Genomic DNA, 18,604 nt, shown 5'->3' on the forward strand with positions numbered 1-18,604 from the left:
CGGCTTCAAAGTGGTGCTCTATTTTCTCAAGAAAACTTTTCAGGCCCATCGGTTATCCTTCCTGCTCAATCTTGGTCAGTATGTCGCGCAATACCGGCCCATATTCATACTTACCGGGGCAGACAAATGTACACAGAGCCAGATCTTCTTCATCCAACTCCAGACATCCGAGCGCTGCGGCGCTATCAGTATCGCCAGCTAGCAGATCACGCAGCAAATGAGTGGCCAAAATATCCAGTGGCATAACGCGCTCATAGTTACCAATCGGCACCATCGCACGCTCCCCACCATGCATATCAGTGGAGAAAGCAAACAACTTGTGCTTGAAGAAATGGCCCAATGTGGTGCGAGTAATCGAATATTTATCACGCCCCGGCATCACCCAACCGAATAGCTCTTTTTCTCGCCCTTCGCGGATGACAGACACTTGTTGATGAAAACGCCCGAGATAGCCATGAGTGGCGGAGAAAGCAGTACCGCTGAGCACGGAACCGGAGATAATGCGGTTATCCCCCTCTTTCAGTTGACCGGCAGTGAGTTCAGATAAACTGGCCCCAAGGCGAGTTCGCAGTAAAACCGGCTGCTCCACCTGCGGCCCTGCCAGTGAGACGATACGATCTGTCCACAGCTCACCACGAGTAAATAATTTGCCGATGGCAATCACATCCTGATAGCCCACATGCCATACCGTTTTGTTCAGACTGACCGGCTCAAGGAAATGGATGTGAGTTCCAACCAAACCAGCAGGATGCGGGCCAGAGAACTCATTGTAAGTCACCTGTGCGTTCTGATAGCTGGCAACGGCCTGCCCCGGCGCATGACAAACATGCACTTTCCCTTCGGTCAGACGGGCCAATATAGTTAAACCATGATTGAAGGCATCAGACTCGGCGGCAATAATAACTTGCGGGTTGGCAGCCAGCGGTTGGGTATCCATGGCGCTGACAAAAATGGCCCGCGGACGACTATTAGGAACAGGAGTTTTGCTAAAAGGGCGGGTACGCAAAGCAGTCCATAACCCCGATGCCAGCAAGTGGCGCTGCACTTGTTCATCACTCAGTTGGTTGAGAGAGGACTCCTCATAATGTTCAAACGGAACTTGCTCGTTCCCGTCAATTTCAATCACCACAGACTGCAGAACCCGCCGCTCACCACGATTGATGGCACTGACTTTGCCACTAGCAGGGGCGGTGAACATCACACCTGGATTCTTTTTGTCTTCAAATAGCGCCTGGCCTTTCTTTACCCAATCGCCTTCTTGAACCAACATTGAGGGACGCATCCCAACATACTCTTCACCAAGCAAAGCCACATGATGAATTGTTGGCCCCTCTTCTATTATTTGTGCAGGTGCCCCAGCGATGGGGATATCTAACCCTTTCTTTATTTTAATCATAGAGTTGAACTACTTTATTAGTTATATCAAATGCTGTACTAACCCAGAGTGTACAGCCACACAAAGATAAGATACTTTCATGGTTCAGTTAAACGGCGGTGTAATACCGAGTCGATTAGATAAACATAAATACTGACCGAAAGAGTCTTAGATATTAATACGGATACCCTTATTGGATGTTATCGAAGCCTAGATAGCGAAACAGCCAATAACTGAGCGGGTCATCAGCAGTGAGCAATTTTAGCATTTGCCACCCAGCACTGTCTGACAAATGCAGTGACTTGAGTCAAGCAAACACAAATAATTTACTGCTAAATTTTGTATATATTCGGTAAAATCGTGTTGTTAATTCATCTTTAACGATTTTGTATTTATTTTATACAAAACATATATTGCTAAAAATTTTCTGACTGATAATCTGCGCCTATAAATCAGAAAGTCAGTGGCATCTATAAATATAAGTAGGAATAAGAATGGGCAAAATCGCGCCGTCATTCGTGACGATAATGTTTGCGATGATAATTTGTTTGCCTGCGGTCTCCTTCACCAGCTCAGCCAGTGAGCCTGTGGCGGTATCCAAAGAGCTAAAACAGCAATTACTAGGGTCATCGGTCTATATTCAAATCTTCAAAGAAGAACGTACTCTGGAATTATATGCCAGGTTACAAGGTGAGTATCGTTTGGTGCAAAGCTACCGTATCTGTGAATTCTCAGGTGGACTTGGTCCAAAACGCCGTGAAGGGGATTTTAAGAGTCCGGAAGGTTTTTACACTATTGATATGCGCCATTTAAAACCCGACAGTAAGTTTTATCGGGCTATTAATATTGGCTTCCCAAATGATTATGATAAGTCGCAAGGTTATTCAGGGAAATATCTGATGATCCATGGCGCTTGCAAATCAATCGGCTGTTATGCAATGACTGATGCCTATATGGACGAGATATTTAACTACGTGCAAACGGCATTTATCTTTGGTCAGGAAAAAGTGGATATCAGTATCTATCCGTTCCGCATGACTGAACAAAATATGCAACGCCACCGTAACTCTTCGGATTATAACTTCTGGCGTCAATTGCAGCCGGGTTATGAGTATTTTGCTAAGAACCGCATGCCGCCTTCAGTTTCTGTCATCAACGGGCAGTATGTCCTTAGCCGCCCGCCGACCTCCAGTACACCGACCTCGCAGTATGCGATGACAAAATCAGATGCGCTGACAAAATCAAATACGCTCGCCAAAACAGAATAATGCAAACTCACCTGGTGCAATTTTGTGCCAGGTTTCATTACCAGTTAGAGGCTGAGTAGCGATCACCGTAACCACATCTTTAGGTGTGGTTTGGCGTTGAAAATCGATTTCAACATCCCTATCCAGCAAAGTCGCTTTGCCGAAAGGCGCACGACGCGTTATCCAATATAAATTGGTTGAACAGAACGCCATCACAAAACGCCCATCCGAGAGCAACATATTAAACACCCCTTTGGCGCGTAATTGCTCACATAGGGTGCCAATATAACGAAATACGGCGGGCCAATGACTCGGTGTGCGCGGGTAGCGTTTTGCCAGTTGATTCAGCAGCCAGCAGAAAGCATATTCACTGTCTGTTTGACCGATAGGTCGGAACGTTCCGGTATCCAATTGGCGATAGCCTTTAAGTTGGCCGTTATGGGCATAAGTCCAATTTCTTCCCCACATTTCACGGGTAAAGGGATGGGTATTTTCTAATGCCACTTCGCCGCGGTTTGCCTGACGGATATGGGAAACCACCGCACAGGATTTAATCGGATAATCTTGTACCAATCGGGCAATGGGTGAATTAAAACTGGGTTGAGGATCTTTAAACGTGCGGCAGCCATTACCTTCATAAAAGGTAATCCCCCAGCCATCTTTATGTGGGCCAGTTCCCCCGCCTCGTTGCACCAGGCCGGTAAAGCTAAAGCAAATATCCGTCGGAACATTTGCGCTCATCCCGAGCAGTTCGCACATATATTCCTCCGAGTACCTAAATATGGCTGTAATAGCCGAACCCTTCACTCAATCTCAAGGTGACCAACGAGATAACGACTATTGTTGGTCACCTTGGCACATCAAGCTTTTACCATCTCTTTTTCAATCAACTGAATCAAGATGTGAATCACTTTAATATGAATTTCCTGAATACGGTCTGCATAGCCGAAATGAGGAACTCGAATTTCGATATCCGCAGAACCCGCCATTTTGCCGCCATCTTTACCTGTCAGAGTGATGACTTTCATGCCTTTAGCACGCGCGGCTTCAATAGCTTTAATGATATTACCTGAATTACCTGAAGTGGAAATACCTAACAATACATCCCCTTCACGGCCTACAGCTTCAACATAACGCGAGAAAATGTAGTCATAACCAAAATCGTTACTGACACAAGAGATATGGCTGACATCTGAAATAGCAATTGCCGGATAACCTGGGCGGTTTTCACGGTAACGGCCGGTCAGCTCTTCTGCAAAATGCATGGCATCACAATGGGAACCGCCATTACCGCATGACAATACTTTACCACCCGCTTTAAAAGAATCAGCCAGTAATACGGCTGCGCGCTGAATAGCATTGATATTGTCATCATCTTTCAAAAAGTTTGCCAGTGTGTCTGCTGCTTCATTCAGTTCACTGCGGATTAAATCGTGGTACATGGGAGCCTCTTTATAGTCCTATGGCATCATTATTCTTCCTCAGTCAGTGTACCGGATAGCAGAAACTGCGAGAAGCGCTGTGATGAATTAGCCAGTACGGTTTTGCATTAGCCAAAACAGTTTTAGCGGTTAGTGCTGCCAATTTGTGAGATGAGTTGTAAATAACATGTAATGGTATTGATAAATATAATGAGATGAACTACAACAAATGTATCACTCAACAGGTCAGACCTCCTACATCTCAGGAGCTTCATTATGATGGTTCTAAGCATTGTTGCCTTGCTGGTTCTTATTGGTGTGCTGTTCTATCACCGGGTGAACCTGTACCTCAGTAGTTTGATTCTTGTGGTTTATACCGCAGCGATGGGTGCGGCACAGTTATGGTCATACTGGGCATTACTACCACTGGTGATTGTTCTGCTGCCTCTGACACTCACACCACTGCGCCAATCCCTGTTTTCAGCACCAGCACTGCGCATGTTCCGTAAAGTCATGCCAGCCATGTCGCGTACTGAAAAAGAAGCGATTGATGCGGGTACCACTTGGTGGGAAGGCGATTTATTCCAGGGCCAACCCGACTGGAAAAAATTGCACAACTATCCAAAACCGCAATTAACCGCAGAAGAACAAGCATTTATTGATGGGCCGGTTGAAGAAGCCTGTCGTATGGCTAATGATTTTCAAATTACCCATGAGTTGGCTGACCTGCCGCCAGAGCTGTGGGCCTATCTGAAAGAGAATCGCTTCTTCGCGATGATCATTAAGAAAGAGTACGGCGGCCTTGAGTTCTCAGCCTATGCTCAGGCGCGGGTACTGCAAAAACTGTCCGGTGTGTCTGGCATATTGGCTATCACCGTCGGCGTACCCAACTCCCTCGGCCCCGGAGAATTACTGCAACACTATGGAACTGAAGAGCAAAAAAATCATTATTTGCCGGGCTTAGCGCGCGGTGACGAGATCCCTTGTTTCGCCCTGACCAGTCCGGAAGCCGGTTCAGATGCCGGTGCCATTCCGGATACCGGCACAGTCTGTATGGGTGAATGGCAAGGCAAACAGGTGCTGGGTATGCGCCTGACCTGGAACAAGCGCTATATCACCCTCGCACCCATCGCCACCGTGCTCGGGCTGGCATTCAAACTGTCTGATCCTGAACATCTGCTGGGCGAAACGGTTGATTTAGGGATTACCTGTGCGCTTATCCCAACCAACACCCCAGGGGTGGAGATCGGCCATCGTCACTTCCCGTTGAACGTACCGTTCCAAAATGGCCCAACCCGCGGTAACGATATCTTTGTACCGATCGATTACATTATTGGCGGGCCAAAAATGGCCGGTCAGGGCTGGCGGATGCTGGTGGAATGCCTGTCTGTAGGGCGTGGTATTACCTTGCCTTCCAATGCCACCGGTAGCTTGAAAAGCGTGGCGATGGGTATCGGCGCTTATGCTTATATTCGCCGTCAGTTCAAAATCTCAATCGGTAAAATGGAAGGGATTGAAGAGCCGTTGGCACGCATTGCCGGTAACGCCTATGTGATGGATGCCGCAGCCACCTTGATTACCAGCGGCATTATGCTGGGTGAGAAGCCAGCGGTGTTATCTGCCATTGTTAAGTATCACTGTACACATCGTGGTCAACGCGCAGTTATGGATGCGATGGATATCGCCGGGGGTAAAGGTATCTGCCTTGGCCCGACCAACTTTGTGGCCCGTAGTTATCAAGGTGCCCCCATTGGTATCACCGTGGAAGGCGCGAATATCCTAACCCGCAGTATGATTATCTTCGGTCAGGGCGCGATCCGCTGCCATCCGTTTGTACTGGATGAAATGGCGGCTGCGCAATCGAATGATGTTGCCGCTTTTGATAAAGCGCTGTTTGGCCACTTGGGCCATGTAGGTAGCAACAAAGTCCGTAGTTTCTGGCTGGGGCTGACCAATGGCCGCACCAGTGCCACGCCGACCAAAGACAGTACTCGTCGTTATTACCAGCATCTGAACCGCTTGAGCGCCAACCTAGCCTTGTTGTCTGATGTCTCGATGGGTGTGCTAGGGGGGAGTCTGAAACGTCGTGAACGAATTTCTGCCCGTTTGGGGGATATTCTTAGCCAAATGTATCTGGCCTCAGCTACGTTGAAACGCTTTGAAGATGAGGGCCGTCAAAAAGAAGATCTGCCACTGGTACATTGGGGGGTACAAGACGCGCTGAATCAGGCAGAACAAGCGCTGGATGATTTACTGCGTAACTTCCCGAATGGCTTTATTGCCGGGTTAATGCGGTTTGTTGTCTTCCCATTTGGGCGCGCTCATCAGGCCCCATCAGACCGTCTGGATCACCAGTTGGCGCAACTGTTGCAAATACCGTCAGCCACCCGCAGCCGTATTGGCCGTGGTCAATATCTGACACCGAGCGAGTTTAATCCGGTAGGTTTACTGGAAGCGGCATTGCAGGATGTGATTGCAGCAGAGCCGATTCATAAGCGCCTGAGTAAAGAGGCAGGCAAGAGCTTGCCATTTACCCGACTGGATAAGCTTGCTAAACGCGCGCTGGCTGAAGGGAAAATTAATGCTGAGGAAGCCGCAATACTGACCAAAGCAGAACATAGCCGCCTGCGCTCTATTAATGTCGATGAATTCGAAGCGGATGCACTGGCGACCAAACCAGTGGCAAAACAGCCGACAAAACAACGGCAAACTGAAGCGGCATAACGGTCTAATCTCATTGAAGTGAGTGTCTAACTCTCTATCCAAAGCCTCCCTTAGCGGAGGCTTTTTTTATCTGCCAGCAAACCACGAACAATCAGTCCAAACTGCTCAGGCTTTCCGGCAAATAACACATTATCAGGCTGAATCTGTAACAAGCGTTGGCGTAAACTCTGACGCCACTCTTTATCCGAAATCAGCCGTACTGTTACTGCAATATACTCTGCCAAATCATGCGCGATTAACTCTTCATCTAACCCCAAACGACGAAATAACCCCTCATCGATATGCTCATGAACTTCGGTTCCACTTAGGCACACACCGGGTAAACCCTGGCGCACGGTATCAACAATCCCATTGGTATTACCAAAGGGAAATGGATTGATAAACAGGTCACACTGATTAATAACCTGTAAGTAATCCAGATACCCCAAATGCTCATAAACTCTGGCCTGAGGAAGAATATCATTAACGGCTTTTTCCATCACCCGATGGGTAATTCCCCAACAGAACCCCACCAGAAAATGAAATACCACCGGTGTTGATGTTTGCCGAGCGATTTCAGCACAAGTGGCTAAAAAGCGAGGGTTAATTTTCATGGCAGAAGCACAAACAGCAATATGTACAGCTGGCCGCTCAGCAAAATGTAATATAGGTTCCGGCTGGCTAATATTGGCGGGCGGCACGTAAGGCAGGCAATCTTTAGGTAATGAGACGACTTTTTCTGAGAAACACGCAATATCACCTAGATAATCCTCCTCCACTAAAACTGCATCAATATAATCAGAATGAGTGGTCGCAGGGTGCCCCAAGGCCATTACTTGCAAAGGGGCCAGGCGCAGGTTAGTCAGCGCAATGGTGAGCGGGAACATCCCAACACTGGGGAAATAGATAACATCGGGAAGCAACTGTTGCGTTAATGCCACAATGGCCTCGACCGCTCCCGCTCGATTAACCTCAGTAAAGTCATCAAACACAGCCTGGGTTATTGTGTCGGTTGCATCAATAATGGTGACACCATGAGTAGAAAATTGCTCGCGCGCCGCCCGTAACGTACTGGAATGAGTGCGATAGATAGAATGACCGCTGTTAAACCATTCAAGAATAACCAGCATCAATGGCTTATCGCGTGATGGCGGTGATAAGTGATTATCAGATAGACCATTGTGTAAGAGTGTGTTGCGTAAGTGGAAATTAATACTGCGTTTGATGGTGTGTTTTTCCGCTATATCAGCATAACTGCAATGCATATAAACATCATGCAAGATACGTTCTGGTAGATGTTCAAGGCTATCGAGTGTCAATAAGCGTTCCGGTAACCATCGCAATAAAAGCTCACGCTTTGCGTGCCCCACTGCGCTGGGTAAAATTCGCGGGGACAATAAAGCCAGAAATAAGGCTGCTGCTGCATTGGGATTAAATTGCCATAATATATCGGGCTGTAGAGGAATACCGGATTCCGGTAAATACATGACACAGAATTTAAGAAAATTATTCTGCTCAAAGCGAAGAGGATGAGCACATCCCTCACCGACCTGATTAAGATTAGTAATGACGTGATCGGCATGACCAAATGGGGACGCTGCGAAAATTAATGCAATCCAACGATGGAAATTAATAAGTTGTAAGAATCCTTTTTCAGATAACACAAATCCAGGATCAGAGAATAAGTTGCCAATAGCTGCCGCGAGCCGATTACAATAATGTTCCTGTTGTTGTATCGATTGTTGCTTAAGCGAAAAAACATCCCAGCGACCATATTGAGTGTCCAGTTGCTCCAGCATTAATATCAGTAATCGCCCCGCATCCTCATAACGCCGTACACATACTAAAAATTCGAAATAAGGCAATGAAAAAGCTGTCGAATTCTCTACTTCTTGTGATAACTCAACCGTTTTATCCACCATTATCAGCTCTCCTTGTCACTTCGATATCACGACTTTCCGAGTAAATTTAGCGAGTTAACAAGCCTGTCACTCCTGACCTAAGGTCTTGGTCAGGGGCTTCCACTTTCCTAAAATATGCGTATCGCAAGGCTCGCTACCGGTGGTAACGCTCTCAGGAATACAAACCGCGACACTGATATTGGCCGCGATATCACGCTCAGATTCAGTCACCACAGGCGGCGGCAAGATTTGCTCGTCAAGAGAGCTGAGGATCTGGTTTCGCTTTATGAGTAATGAGCCGAGTTTGCTTTCCTTCTGAGGCTGCGTTATCTGCTTTGATAGCGTTTTTCCCTCAGAGATCAAAGTTGGGATTGGAGTCGGGGTTAGGGTTAGAGTCAGGGCCGGAGTCGGGGTTGGGGTTGGGGTTGGGGTTGGGGTTGGAGTTGGAGTTGACGTTGATGTTGATGTTGATGTTGATGTTGGGTCAGGTTTGGTTCTACCGTCAGGACTATGCTTATCAACCGGCTTGCCATTAATAGTGGCATTGCTACCAATATTTTCTGGCAAGGCTATAAACATCAGTGGCTTATCTGAGCCAGTATTTCCCCCAAGCGCCATCTCAGCTATCACAGCCTTATCATTGAGAAAAATGCCATGATTATTAGCTGAATTGCCATTCACCGAACCACCACTCATTGGGCCATTAATATGAATACCATGGCCATCACCAGTAGCATTACCATTAATCGTCGTATTACCGGTGTTGGATACTGGGCCGGTTATCTTGACGCCATGACCATCGGTGGCATTACCGGCTAATGTGGTGTTATCCAGCGTGTTATTGCCGTCAAGCTGCACGCCGGTGCCGATATCGCCGCTGGCATTGCCAGTCACCGCCAGCAGGTCATCGGCTCCGCCGCCAGTGAGCGTGGCATTCGGGCCAATATCCACCCCGATACCCTCGTCGCTCTCGCCATGCACCGCACTGCCATGATTGCCGGTCAGATTGGCTGCGATTTCGATACCCTTGCCATCCGAGCTGTTGCCGTTCAACGTGGCATTATCAAGTTCACTATCGCCATCGACCTTAATGCCTGAGCCGAGATCTGAAGTTCCGTTGACCGTACCACCCGAAATGGCCCCATTCAGTTGCACGCCGTAGCCGTCGTCCGTGGCTTTACCGTCAAGCGTGCTATTGCCTTTATTGGTCAGCGGGCCGTCGATATCAACACCCACCCCACCGATCGCACTACCGGCTAATGTGGTGTTATTCAGGGTGTTATTGCCGTCGAGCTGCACACCGGTGCTGCTATAGTCGCCAGCATCTCCGGTTACGGCCAGCTGATCGTCGGCTCCGCCGCCAGTGAGCGTAGCATTCGGGCCGACATTCACCCCAGTGCCATCGGTGGTCTCGCCATGCACCGCGCTGCTATGATTGCCGGTCAGATTGGCTGCGATGTCGATACCCTTGCCATCCGAGCTGTTGCCGTTCAGCGTGGTATTATCAAGTTCACTGTCGCCATCGACCTTAATGCCTGAGCCGAGCTCTGAAGTGCCATTTACCGTGCCGCCCGCAATAACGCCGTTCAATTGCACGCCGTCGCCGTCCGTGGCTTTGCCATCAAGCGTGCTATTGCCTTTGTTAGTCAGCGGGCCGTCGATATCAATACCCACGCCCTCGGTGGCACTACCGGCTAATGTAGTGTTATCCAAGGTGTTATTACCATTAAGCTGCACACCGCTACCATGATCCCCGGTCGCATTACCATTGATAACCAACAGATCGTCCGTGTCCCCCCCCACAAGGAGGGTATTCCTATCAATCATCACCCCGGTGCCATCGGTTACATCACCTTGCACTGAGCTGCCGTAATAACCTGACATATTGGCGGTGATTTCCACACCGATACCATCAGTGCTGGTACCTTTAAGCATGGTGTTGTTAAGAACAGTTTCAGCGCCAACTTTCACCCCGCTACCACCGGACGAAATGCCCGTAACGTGGCTATCATCTAGTGAGCCACTGACCTGTACCCCCACCCCGCTGGCTGAAGTTCCGTTGACAACACTGTTATTGAGTGTTCCATTAACTTGCACCCCGATGCCATCACCTGAAGCTATGCCGTTTAGTCGGGTATTGCCACTATTAGTCAATGAACCGGAAATATCTAAAGCGATACCATCAACAGTTGAACCATTTAAACTGGTATTACTTAAATCGTTATTACCATTGAGTTTTATCCCAGTACCACTATCCATCGTCGCGGTCCCTTGCAAGGTGAGCAAATCCGTTTCACTGGTACCTGTAACATGTAAATTCTCACCAATATCAATGCCATAACCGACACCATCTGTTGTTCCATTAATAATACTCTGATGAATACCGTTTATATCACTGGTTGTCTCCACCCCTATGCCATGAGCACTGCTACCATTGAGCGCGGCATTATCGAGTATGGTATGGGTAATAACACCAGAACCAGGCAATGAATCAATTTTGATACCACTGCCATTAATTGATTTGCCGGTCAGTGCAGTATCCGTGATGGTGGCATTACCGCTAATGCGTAGGCCTTCTGCTTGAATTGAACTGCCAGTCACATTAATACGGTTAATTTGATGTTCGGCACTGAACAAGTGAACCCCAGAGCCATCAGTACTGGTTCCTTCAATCGTGACAGGGCCGCTACTATTATTAACCACACCGGAAATAGCCACCCCACTGCCAGCAACACTGCTACCTTTAATTAGCGAGTCACCGTCACCATTTAATACAACTGTATTATTACTAATGGGGAAATTAATACCAGCACCACTGGTTGAACGCCCTTCCATTGTTAAAGAACCATTATTATTAATAGTTAACGTTTTAGGGCTTAGATAGCTGATGCCATTTCCGCCCGCAGTCATTTCTGAACCGGTATTTTCACCGAGAAGAGATAACTGGCTATCCTTGGCAATATTAAGGGTATTGGTACCATAAAACGCAATACCATTACGAGTTGCACCGGTACCACCGGTCTCACCTTGGATAGCAATATTCCCTGCAACGGATAAGCTGCCATTGGCTCTAAATAGGGTACCTGTGCCTTGGGTAGTATTAATCGCTTTGCCAATAAGTGAGCCATTTAGCGCTTCGATGCTGTTATTCCCTCCCAGACTTAATACAGAATTTGTGGCAGTGGATAACGCTGACAGTGCTTCACCATAAACCGTAACATTCCCCAATACGGCATTAAGACCGACATTGTTAAAATAAACATCGCTATCACCGGCTGATGAGCTATTAATATCAATATTCTTCCCAACTGATGTCAAACTCACATTCGCCAGATTAACGGATGAGAGCGGATTTGAACCTTTGCTATTATTGCCTTTTAAACTGATATTCCCTTGTGCAACTAAATGACTACGTGACTCGTCTGATAACCCTTGCACTAGAATGGCTTCACTTGCGGTACTGCTCGCAGCCGCTAACATAAGATCCTTTTGTGCACTGAAGGTTGTATTTTGCCTGATAACAATACCTCTATTGGTTGAAGTTGCATTGGCATTAATATTTCCCGTTAATGTCGTAATATCAGCTTCACGGATGACTACCCCATCAGAGCGACTAGTATTAGATATCAAGTTAACTTCATTTGCTCTAATGTTTGTATTGGCGATGCCAATACTTTTTGATCCATTGTTATTTGCTGTGAAATTTCCATTTTTTGCGGCAAAATTGACATAATCAACACCAATACCAGCCCCGGTCATGTTCCCATGATTATTGGCTATTATTGAGATATCTTTCCCTACCGTAACGTTCATTCTATTAGATGCAGTTCCAGCGATTGTCACCGCTTCAACACTCGCACCGGAGGTATTAACAGCTAGAGATAAATTCTGCCCAGCACTCATTCCACCATTTCCTTTAAAATATAATGCTTTATGGTTTGGCGAGCTTAAATTGGCTTTAATATCACCTTTAGCCGTAAGAAAAGTGTTTGTCATCACTACCGCATCGTTATCGCTGACATTGCCATTCAATATAATATTATCAGCACTGATATTAACATTACTAAAAGGGCTACCTTTTACCCCGCTGATATTTAAATTAAAGTCCCCGCCCTGAGCCTTTATATTAGTATAATCTGCGGAAATAGTACTTCCAACTTCAGTTCCTTTATTAACTGCCACCATAGAGATATTGCCACCAGCAGCCATATTGACCTGAACACTACTGGAGTTACCGCTCATCTTTATTGCATCAGCGCCTGCAGTCGTAGAATTAGTAGTCACACCTTGCAAACTGATATTTTTACTGGCGTTCAGATTAGTATTACCTGAAATCCAAAGCCCTTTGTGGGTAGTCGTAGCATTCGCACTAATATTACCTGCGGTTGCCGTAACATGACTATCTCTGAGTAATAAGCCATCAACTCCTTTAGTGTTTATTTCAACGTTAACATTATTGCCACTAATTTGTGAACCTTGAACTCGCAGTCCAAAACTAGTCTGAGTGGTAATTTCGCCATTAATATCAAATGAAATATTGCCAGACTTAGAGACAAGGCTTCCATTAGTAAAATCGACTCCTCCTGAGGTACTGCCATTGGCATTGGCCTGGAAAGTTATATTTTTATCGCCAGCAATAGTTGCATTAGTAAATGTTCCCATCCACGAACTCTTAGAATTAGATATCATAGTAAATGACATATTATCTTTCCCAACTAAAACTGAATCACCGGATATATCAATGCCACGCCACCCTTGCTGATTAGCATTACTACTTTCACCGGTTATACGTGTTTCACCTGCCACGGTAATATTAGCAGCATTACTAATATTGACGCCTACATGGGATGCCAACCCAGTATTCCCCTCCAGTGTTAGGTTGCCAACCTGATATCTTCCTCCCATAATAATAATGCGTGCTGTATTATTTTTATTGGAGTTTTTTACCAGTAAATCCCCACCATTTAATAAAACATCACTATTATTTAATGTAATTGTCGAATCAACTATTGAGTCTCCCGATAATAAATTAAGGTTCAGTTTTCCTGTGGTCGCCGTAATATTATGGCTACTACTAACAATATTGCCGTCAGCCTGTAACGTCAGAGTCGCATCGCCACCCGCTGTTTTATTGATATCAGCTTGCAGCGTAATATTACACCAGCGGCAATTCGTTAAACTGCCATTGCTGGTGGTAATTGTGACATTGGTACCTTTATCGAGCTGAGCATTGATACTGGTGTTCAATATTTGCGTAATATTAGCCATTGGCGTGAAAACCTGGGCATTGTTTACATATCCGGCAGGGATATCACCGACCTGAACCGAGACTCCATTTTCAGCACCACGACTAACAATATTTACCTCTGCCGGATCGAGTAACCAACTGCCCATATTGCCCATAATCGCACTGGCATCAACCCGACCAAAAGCCTGCAAATTGCGCTGACTGGATGTTTCTACTTGCCCACCATCACCTGACAATGGCCCACCTCGGGCATGAATATCACCATCGAAACCGGTGTAATGTTCAGACCACAAAACTGCGGTGCCGCCAGCCCCTTGATGTGTGGAGGAAACATCAATATGCGCACCTTTGTCCATCACAACCGAACGCGCATTTTTTATCAGCTTATTTTTGCCCTGCCAGTCGCCACCGACCAGTACTTTGCCCCCGCTCTCATCCCCACTCGCATCAATTTTGCTCGCAGCAACCAAATGTATATTTTCACCGATTAGGATAACATTGCCGCCACGTCCCTGCTGGCTGCTGACATTAATCATTCCCTGCTGACTCACCACACCCTCATTGCCGCCATCGAGGTAAATAACACCATTTTTTTCAGACAAACCACGCGCCTGCAAAATACCGGTATTATCAATCACGGTATTCATCAACATCTCTTTACCCTGTGTGGTCAGTTGAATAACCCCCCCATCAGCTCGAATCAACCCACCATTTTGTAGCAAAGTATTGACCTGCTCGCCTTGAACTTGCACCCCGAGTAAGTTGCCGCGATCCAAATTAAGGGTAACGCGACTGCCGCTCGCTAATGCCACTTTCCCTTGCGGCGTATTGATAACACCGGATGGCTTATTATCAACCTGCTGACCAATCAATGCGATATAGCCACCTGCCGTGGTGTGCAAATTAGCCTGATTAACCAACTTGCCTTCTTGTTTTTGGCTGGTCAGCGTATAACTCCCGCTAATAAAGTCATGATTAGACATTGATTTAGTACTGGCAACTAAAGCACCGACATCAACTTGCGCACCTTTACCAAATAAAATGCCATTCGGATTAAGTAAAAAGACCTGACCATTAGCTTTCAGGTTGCCATATATTTGTGATGCATCGCGGCCGATCACCCGGTTCAGCGCGATACTCTGCTGCCCTGGCTGGTTATAAATAACGCTGTTGCCCTGCGCGATATCAAAACTGCCCCAATTGATCGCTAACTTATCGCTTTGCTGCGTTACAGTAAGAGTGGTGTTATTAACATCCATCTTCCCTTGGCCAAACACAATATTGCCATTGACCGGCAATGAGGGGTGGGCAAAGACCAATAGGGGTAATGTGCCGAATACTAATCCCGTCAGAATAGCCAGATGACTTAATTTTCCAGCCTTCGTATGACTATTATTAATAATTTCTTTGCCGAAAGACGAAAATGATCGCCCGTAAGTTCGGGTAAATTCTCCCACAGCAATTAAGCATCCCAACCGACGGCAGAAAATAAGTTTATATAATTTACTGTTCATTATTCACGTCCATTAAACCTGACAAATATGCTGATAAGCGCTAAAACAACTTGTAAGCGCTAAGCCAAAGTTGGTCGTTATCCGGTTGAGAAGTTGCAGCCTGACCGGTGCGATGTGCCCAAGTCAGATTCAAGAAATAATCTGTCGGACGAGAGAGTGTGATATAGGCACCAAAGCCTGACAGGTTGATATTATTTCCCGTCAGTCCCTCAATAGGCTGGCGAAAATAGGATCCCCATCCTTGGTCAAAAAATGCCGCAACCGTGATTTGATTGCCCGCACCAGCCCAATCTGGAAGCGGGGGTTGCCAGCGAGTCCGTAATTCGGTGGTAAAAAGCGTGCCTTTATCCACCGCTCCTGCGCCAATACTGTAAGCCCGAACCGCCAATGGCCCTCCCAACAGCAATTTTTGTGAGCTATCAAGATTCTTACTGGCCATTTGACCAGTAAATTGGTTGAAGAAAGAGAAATAAGGGCCAAAACCTTGATCATGACCCGCGCGATAATTAAAGCGGGCAAAAGTACCGCTAATACCGGTCAATGAATTCATGCTCTGACTAAATTCGTCATCCAATGAAAGATGACCGGCTGTACCCAGTAAATTAAAATGACTTAACCCACGTGACACTGCGGAAAAAGTGCCATCAATCCCAAACTCACCGGCATCCAGATTACGTTTTTGTTCCGGTAACAGAATCAGTGCATCACGCATTCTGCTCTGATAGTAACCTGCATTCGCATCAATCCGAGCCGCCGAATTACGTATCCACGGATGACTCAGATTAATGCCCCAACGGTTAGAATGACCTCGAGCATCCAATATTTCGAAAGGCCCCTTCAGGGTATAATCCAAATAGCTATAATTAAGCGCTGCGCGGGTGCCATAGGTATTAATCGGAAAATTGTAATCCAGCATGCCATTGAATACATCTGCCGAGCTGGATAAAATCAAATCGGTTCGTAATTGATCTCCCCACCCCGTCAGATTATTGGCAGCCCCTCCGGCTAATAACCGATTATGACCAGAGTAATCATTACCTTGATTATCTATGCCGATATATCCCATCGCGGGTTGGCCAAGGGTAATATCAGCATAAATTCTTGTCATTCCCGATTGGGTTCCTGGCTTTAATGCCAAAGCCGCATCAACTCCCGGTATTTCATTAAGAATGAGAGCGGTTCTTTCAAGACGAGATAATTCAGCCGGTGAAGCCGCACAATCTTTATTACCAAAGAATCCTACTTCTTTACTGCAACTATTACTTTCAATCACAGCAGTAGCAAAGTCAGTGTTCAATCGACTCAGATTATTGACTTCCGGATTATCTAATCGGCCAGCAATAATACGAATGACGACCATACCTTCACGAATAGTTTGTGGCGGCAATATTGCCTGAGCGGCAACAAATCCCTGTTGTCGATAGAAACGAGTGACCGCCAAAGTCATGGATTGCAAATCGCTAAAGGTTAATCTCTGCCCTAGCCAGGGAATAATGGCTCCACGTAGCGCTTTATTATTTCCGTCGCCAGACTGTAATAACTGAGTATCACCCTCAAATCTAACTTCACGTAAAATGATTGTTTCCGTCGCTGTAGAATGACCAATCGAAGGGGACGAAATCAAAGGCGGAAGCTTAACTTCAGCCTTCTGTGGCGCAAGTAATGGTTCCGGTGTGGTTTGCCGTATTTCGTTACTAATCGCACCAGCATTCGGTACATTTATTACCTGAGGAGCGGCAACGGCCTGCGAACAAAAAAAAAGGATTGATATTATTACCATAAAGCTAAAGTAATTCTGATACCGTGATTTTTCTGGATAATAAAAATATCGCATAAAATATGCCTGCTTAGCATGATGACAACGCCAGTTTAAATAAAGAAATCTTAGTTATTTAACGCTGGTCCATTAGGATTAATTTTTAGTTGTACCTTTATAAAAAATAAAATTAAACAGAATGTGCTAGCTGTAATAGTTATAAATATCTTAAAGAGGGGTCGCTGTTGTTTCAGACTAATATTCAGTTCATATTTATAACAAATAGTTATTTATGGTAGATATGTCATAATCAACATTAAATAATAATTACATCTCATTCAATTAACTTATTGGAGAAACTTTGTTTATTATAGATAGCAGGATAATAACGCAACAAATTGAAATATATATACTAAAATCAAAGGAAATCATCTAAAACACAGGAGGTACAACTAAAAGCAATGAAATAATAAGCTATAAACAAAAATAATCATGACCATAAAAAACATTAATATCACTTTAACTTTACAGCTATACCAATCATTAAATGGAATATTAGCCATGTGATTTTTAATTATTATAAATACTATGAGTAATAGTGATTCACATAATAAAAAACCCCGTATTACTTAACGGGGTCATTATATTTTCATTCATATGACTATCGCGTTGAGCTATGGATAATCTTTGCTATCCATTCTGTCTAATACGTGCAATAAAATCATCAATGCTATCTATGCGTGGCGCTGACAAAATCAAAGTACGCCCCAAACTCAAAGCATGCCGCTGGCATGCCCGGCGCATCTCATCATCAGCGATACTATCCAAATCAGCCACATGGGCCAACCCAATGGTGCGCCGAATCAATTCACTGCCACAATATCCCACTGCATCTTGCCAAACCTGCTGTAGAAATAGCTGGGCGTAACCCGCCGTTGCCAACGCTGAATCTTGTGTTTTTTCCTCGCTTAATGCCAGAAAACGGAGGGCGAAGGTTTCCCACAAAATATGAATATCTTTCAACCGCTGTTCACGGCCCGCCGCTGCATCCCTTGGGCCAGCTAACCCCGGCAGACCACAGTAGTTGAGCAGTAAATTACCCAGTGCGGTGCCCACATCAAAACCTATCGGGCCATAGAAACCAAACTCGGCATCGATGGCTTTCAGCCGCCCCTCGGCAACAAAAATAGAACCACTATGAATATCACCGTGCAGCAATGCTTCGGCTTTGCTCAAAAAACGGTGCTTTAGCGAAGCGACAGCCAACTTGAGTGCATCATCCTGACGTAATGCCAGCACCTCGGGTAATAGAGCCGGATCGAAATTATTACGCTCATGATCAATGTAGGGATCAGTAAAGAACAGATCTTCGGTAATTTGGCACAATTCCGGGTTGATATAGCGGCTGACTGCGGCCTTTTTAGCTTGGGCCGACTGAT

General features: G+C 46.0%; 9 protein-coding genes. 2 read left to right on the top strand and 7 right to left on the bottom strand.

What is annotated here, in order from left to right; genetic code table 11:
• Nucleotides 1–52 precede the first annotated feature (52 nt).
• Nucleotides 53–1,396, bottom strand: a complete 1,344-nt coding sequence (locus tag ACNSO8_RS12630) for a Na(+)-translocating NADH-quinone reductase subunit A (protein ID WP_019081363.1) — start codon at nt 1,394–1,396, stop codon at nt 53–55.
• A gap of 473 nt (nt 1,397–1,869) precedes the next feature.
• Between ACNSO8_RS12630 and dpaA the strand changes: the two genes are divergently transcribed.
• Nucleotides 1,870–2,643, top strand: a complete 774-nt coding sequence (gene dpaA / locus ACNSO8_RS12635; RefSeq protein ID WP_046051488.1) for a peptidoglycan meso-diaminopimelic acid protein amidase — start codon at nt 1,870–1,872, stop codon at nt 2,641–2,643.
• Here dpaA and ACNSO8_RS12640 read toward each other — a convergent pair.
• Together ACNSO8_RS12640 and lpcA are read right to left on the bottom strand one after the other, a co-directional pair.
• Nucleotides 2,617–3,381, bottom strand: coding sequence for a class II glutamine amidotransferase (locus ACNSO8_RS12640; protein ID WP_418394806.1), 765 nt, complete (start codon nt 3,379–3,381; stop codon nt 2,617–2,619). The genes dpaA and ACNSO8_RS12640 overlap by 27 nt on opposite strands.
• Nucleotides 3,382–3,482: 101 nt before the next feature.
• Nucleotides 3,483–4,064: a D-sedoheptulose 7-phosphate isomerase gene (gene lpcA / locus ACNSO8_RS12645; protein WP_005167499.1), complete on the bottom strand. Its 582-nt coding sequence runs from the start codon at nt 4,062–4,064 to the stop codon at nt 3,483–3,485.
• A 255-nt stretch (nt 4,065–4,319) separates the two neighbouring features.
• On the opposite strand from lpcA, the gene fadE reads away from it, so the two are divergent.
• Nucleotides 4,320–6,767: an acyl-CoA dehydrogenase FadE gene (gene fadE, locus ACNSO8_RS12650; RefSeq protein WP_057630669.1), complete on the top strand. Its 2,448-nt coding sequence runs from the start codon at nt 4,320–4,322 to the stop codon at nt 6,765–6,767.
• A 50-nt stretch (nt 6,768–6,817) separates the two neighbouring features.
• On the opposite strand, the gene ACNSO8_RS12655 is transcribed toward fadE, so the two are convergent.
• From ACNSO8_RS12655 to mtnK, 4 genes are all read right to left on the bottom strand, one after another.
• On the bottom strand, nt 6,818–8,668 hold the full coding sequence (locus tag ACNSO8_RS12655; protein ID WP_050160311.1) for a glycosyl transferase: 1,851 nt from the start codon (nt 8,666–8,668) through the stop codon (nt 6,818–6,820).
• 66 nt (nt 8,669–8,734) lie between these two features.
• On the bottom strand, nt 8,735–15,409 hold the full coding sequence (locus ACNSO8_RS12660) for a filamentous hemagglutinin N-terminal domain-containing protein (RefSeq protein WP_418394807.1): 6,675 nt from the start codon (nt 15,407–15,409) through the stop codon (nt 8,735–8,737).
• A gap of 40 nt (nt 15,410–15,449) precedes the next feature.
• Nucleotides 15,450–17,243, bottom strand: coding sequence for a ShlB/FhaC/HecB family hemolysin secretion/activation protein (locus ACNSO8_RS12665; RefSeq protein ID WP_418394808.1), 1,794 nt, complete (start codon nt 17,241–17,243; stop codon nt 15,450–15,452).
• Nucleotides 17,244–17,855: 612 nt separating this feature from the next.
• Nucleotides 17,856–18,604, bottom strand: a 749-nt coding sequence (mtnK, locus tag ACNSO8_RS12670) for an S-methyl-5-thioribose kinase (protein WP_418394809.1), incomplete at its 5' end; no start/stop codon positions are given.

This window comes from Yersinia sp. LJYL362 (assembly GCF_048323875.1).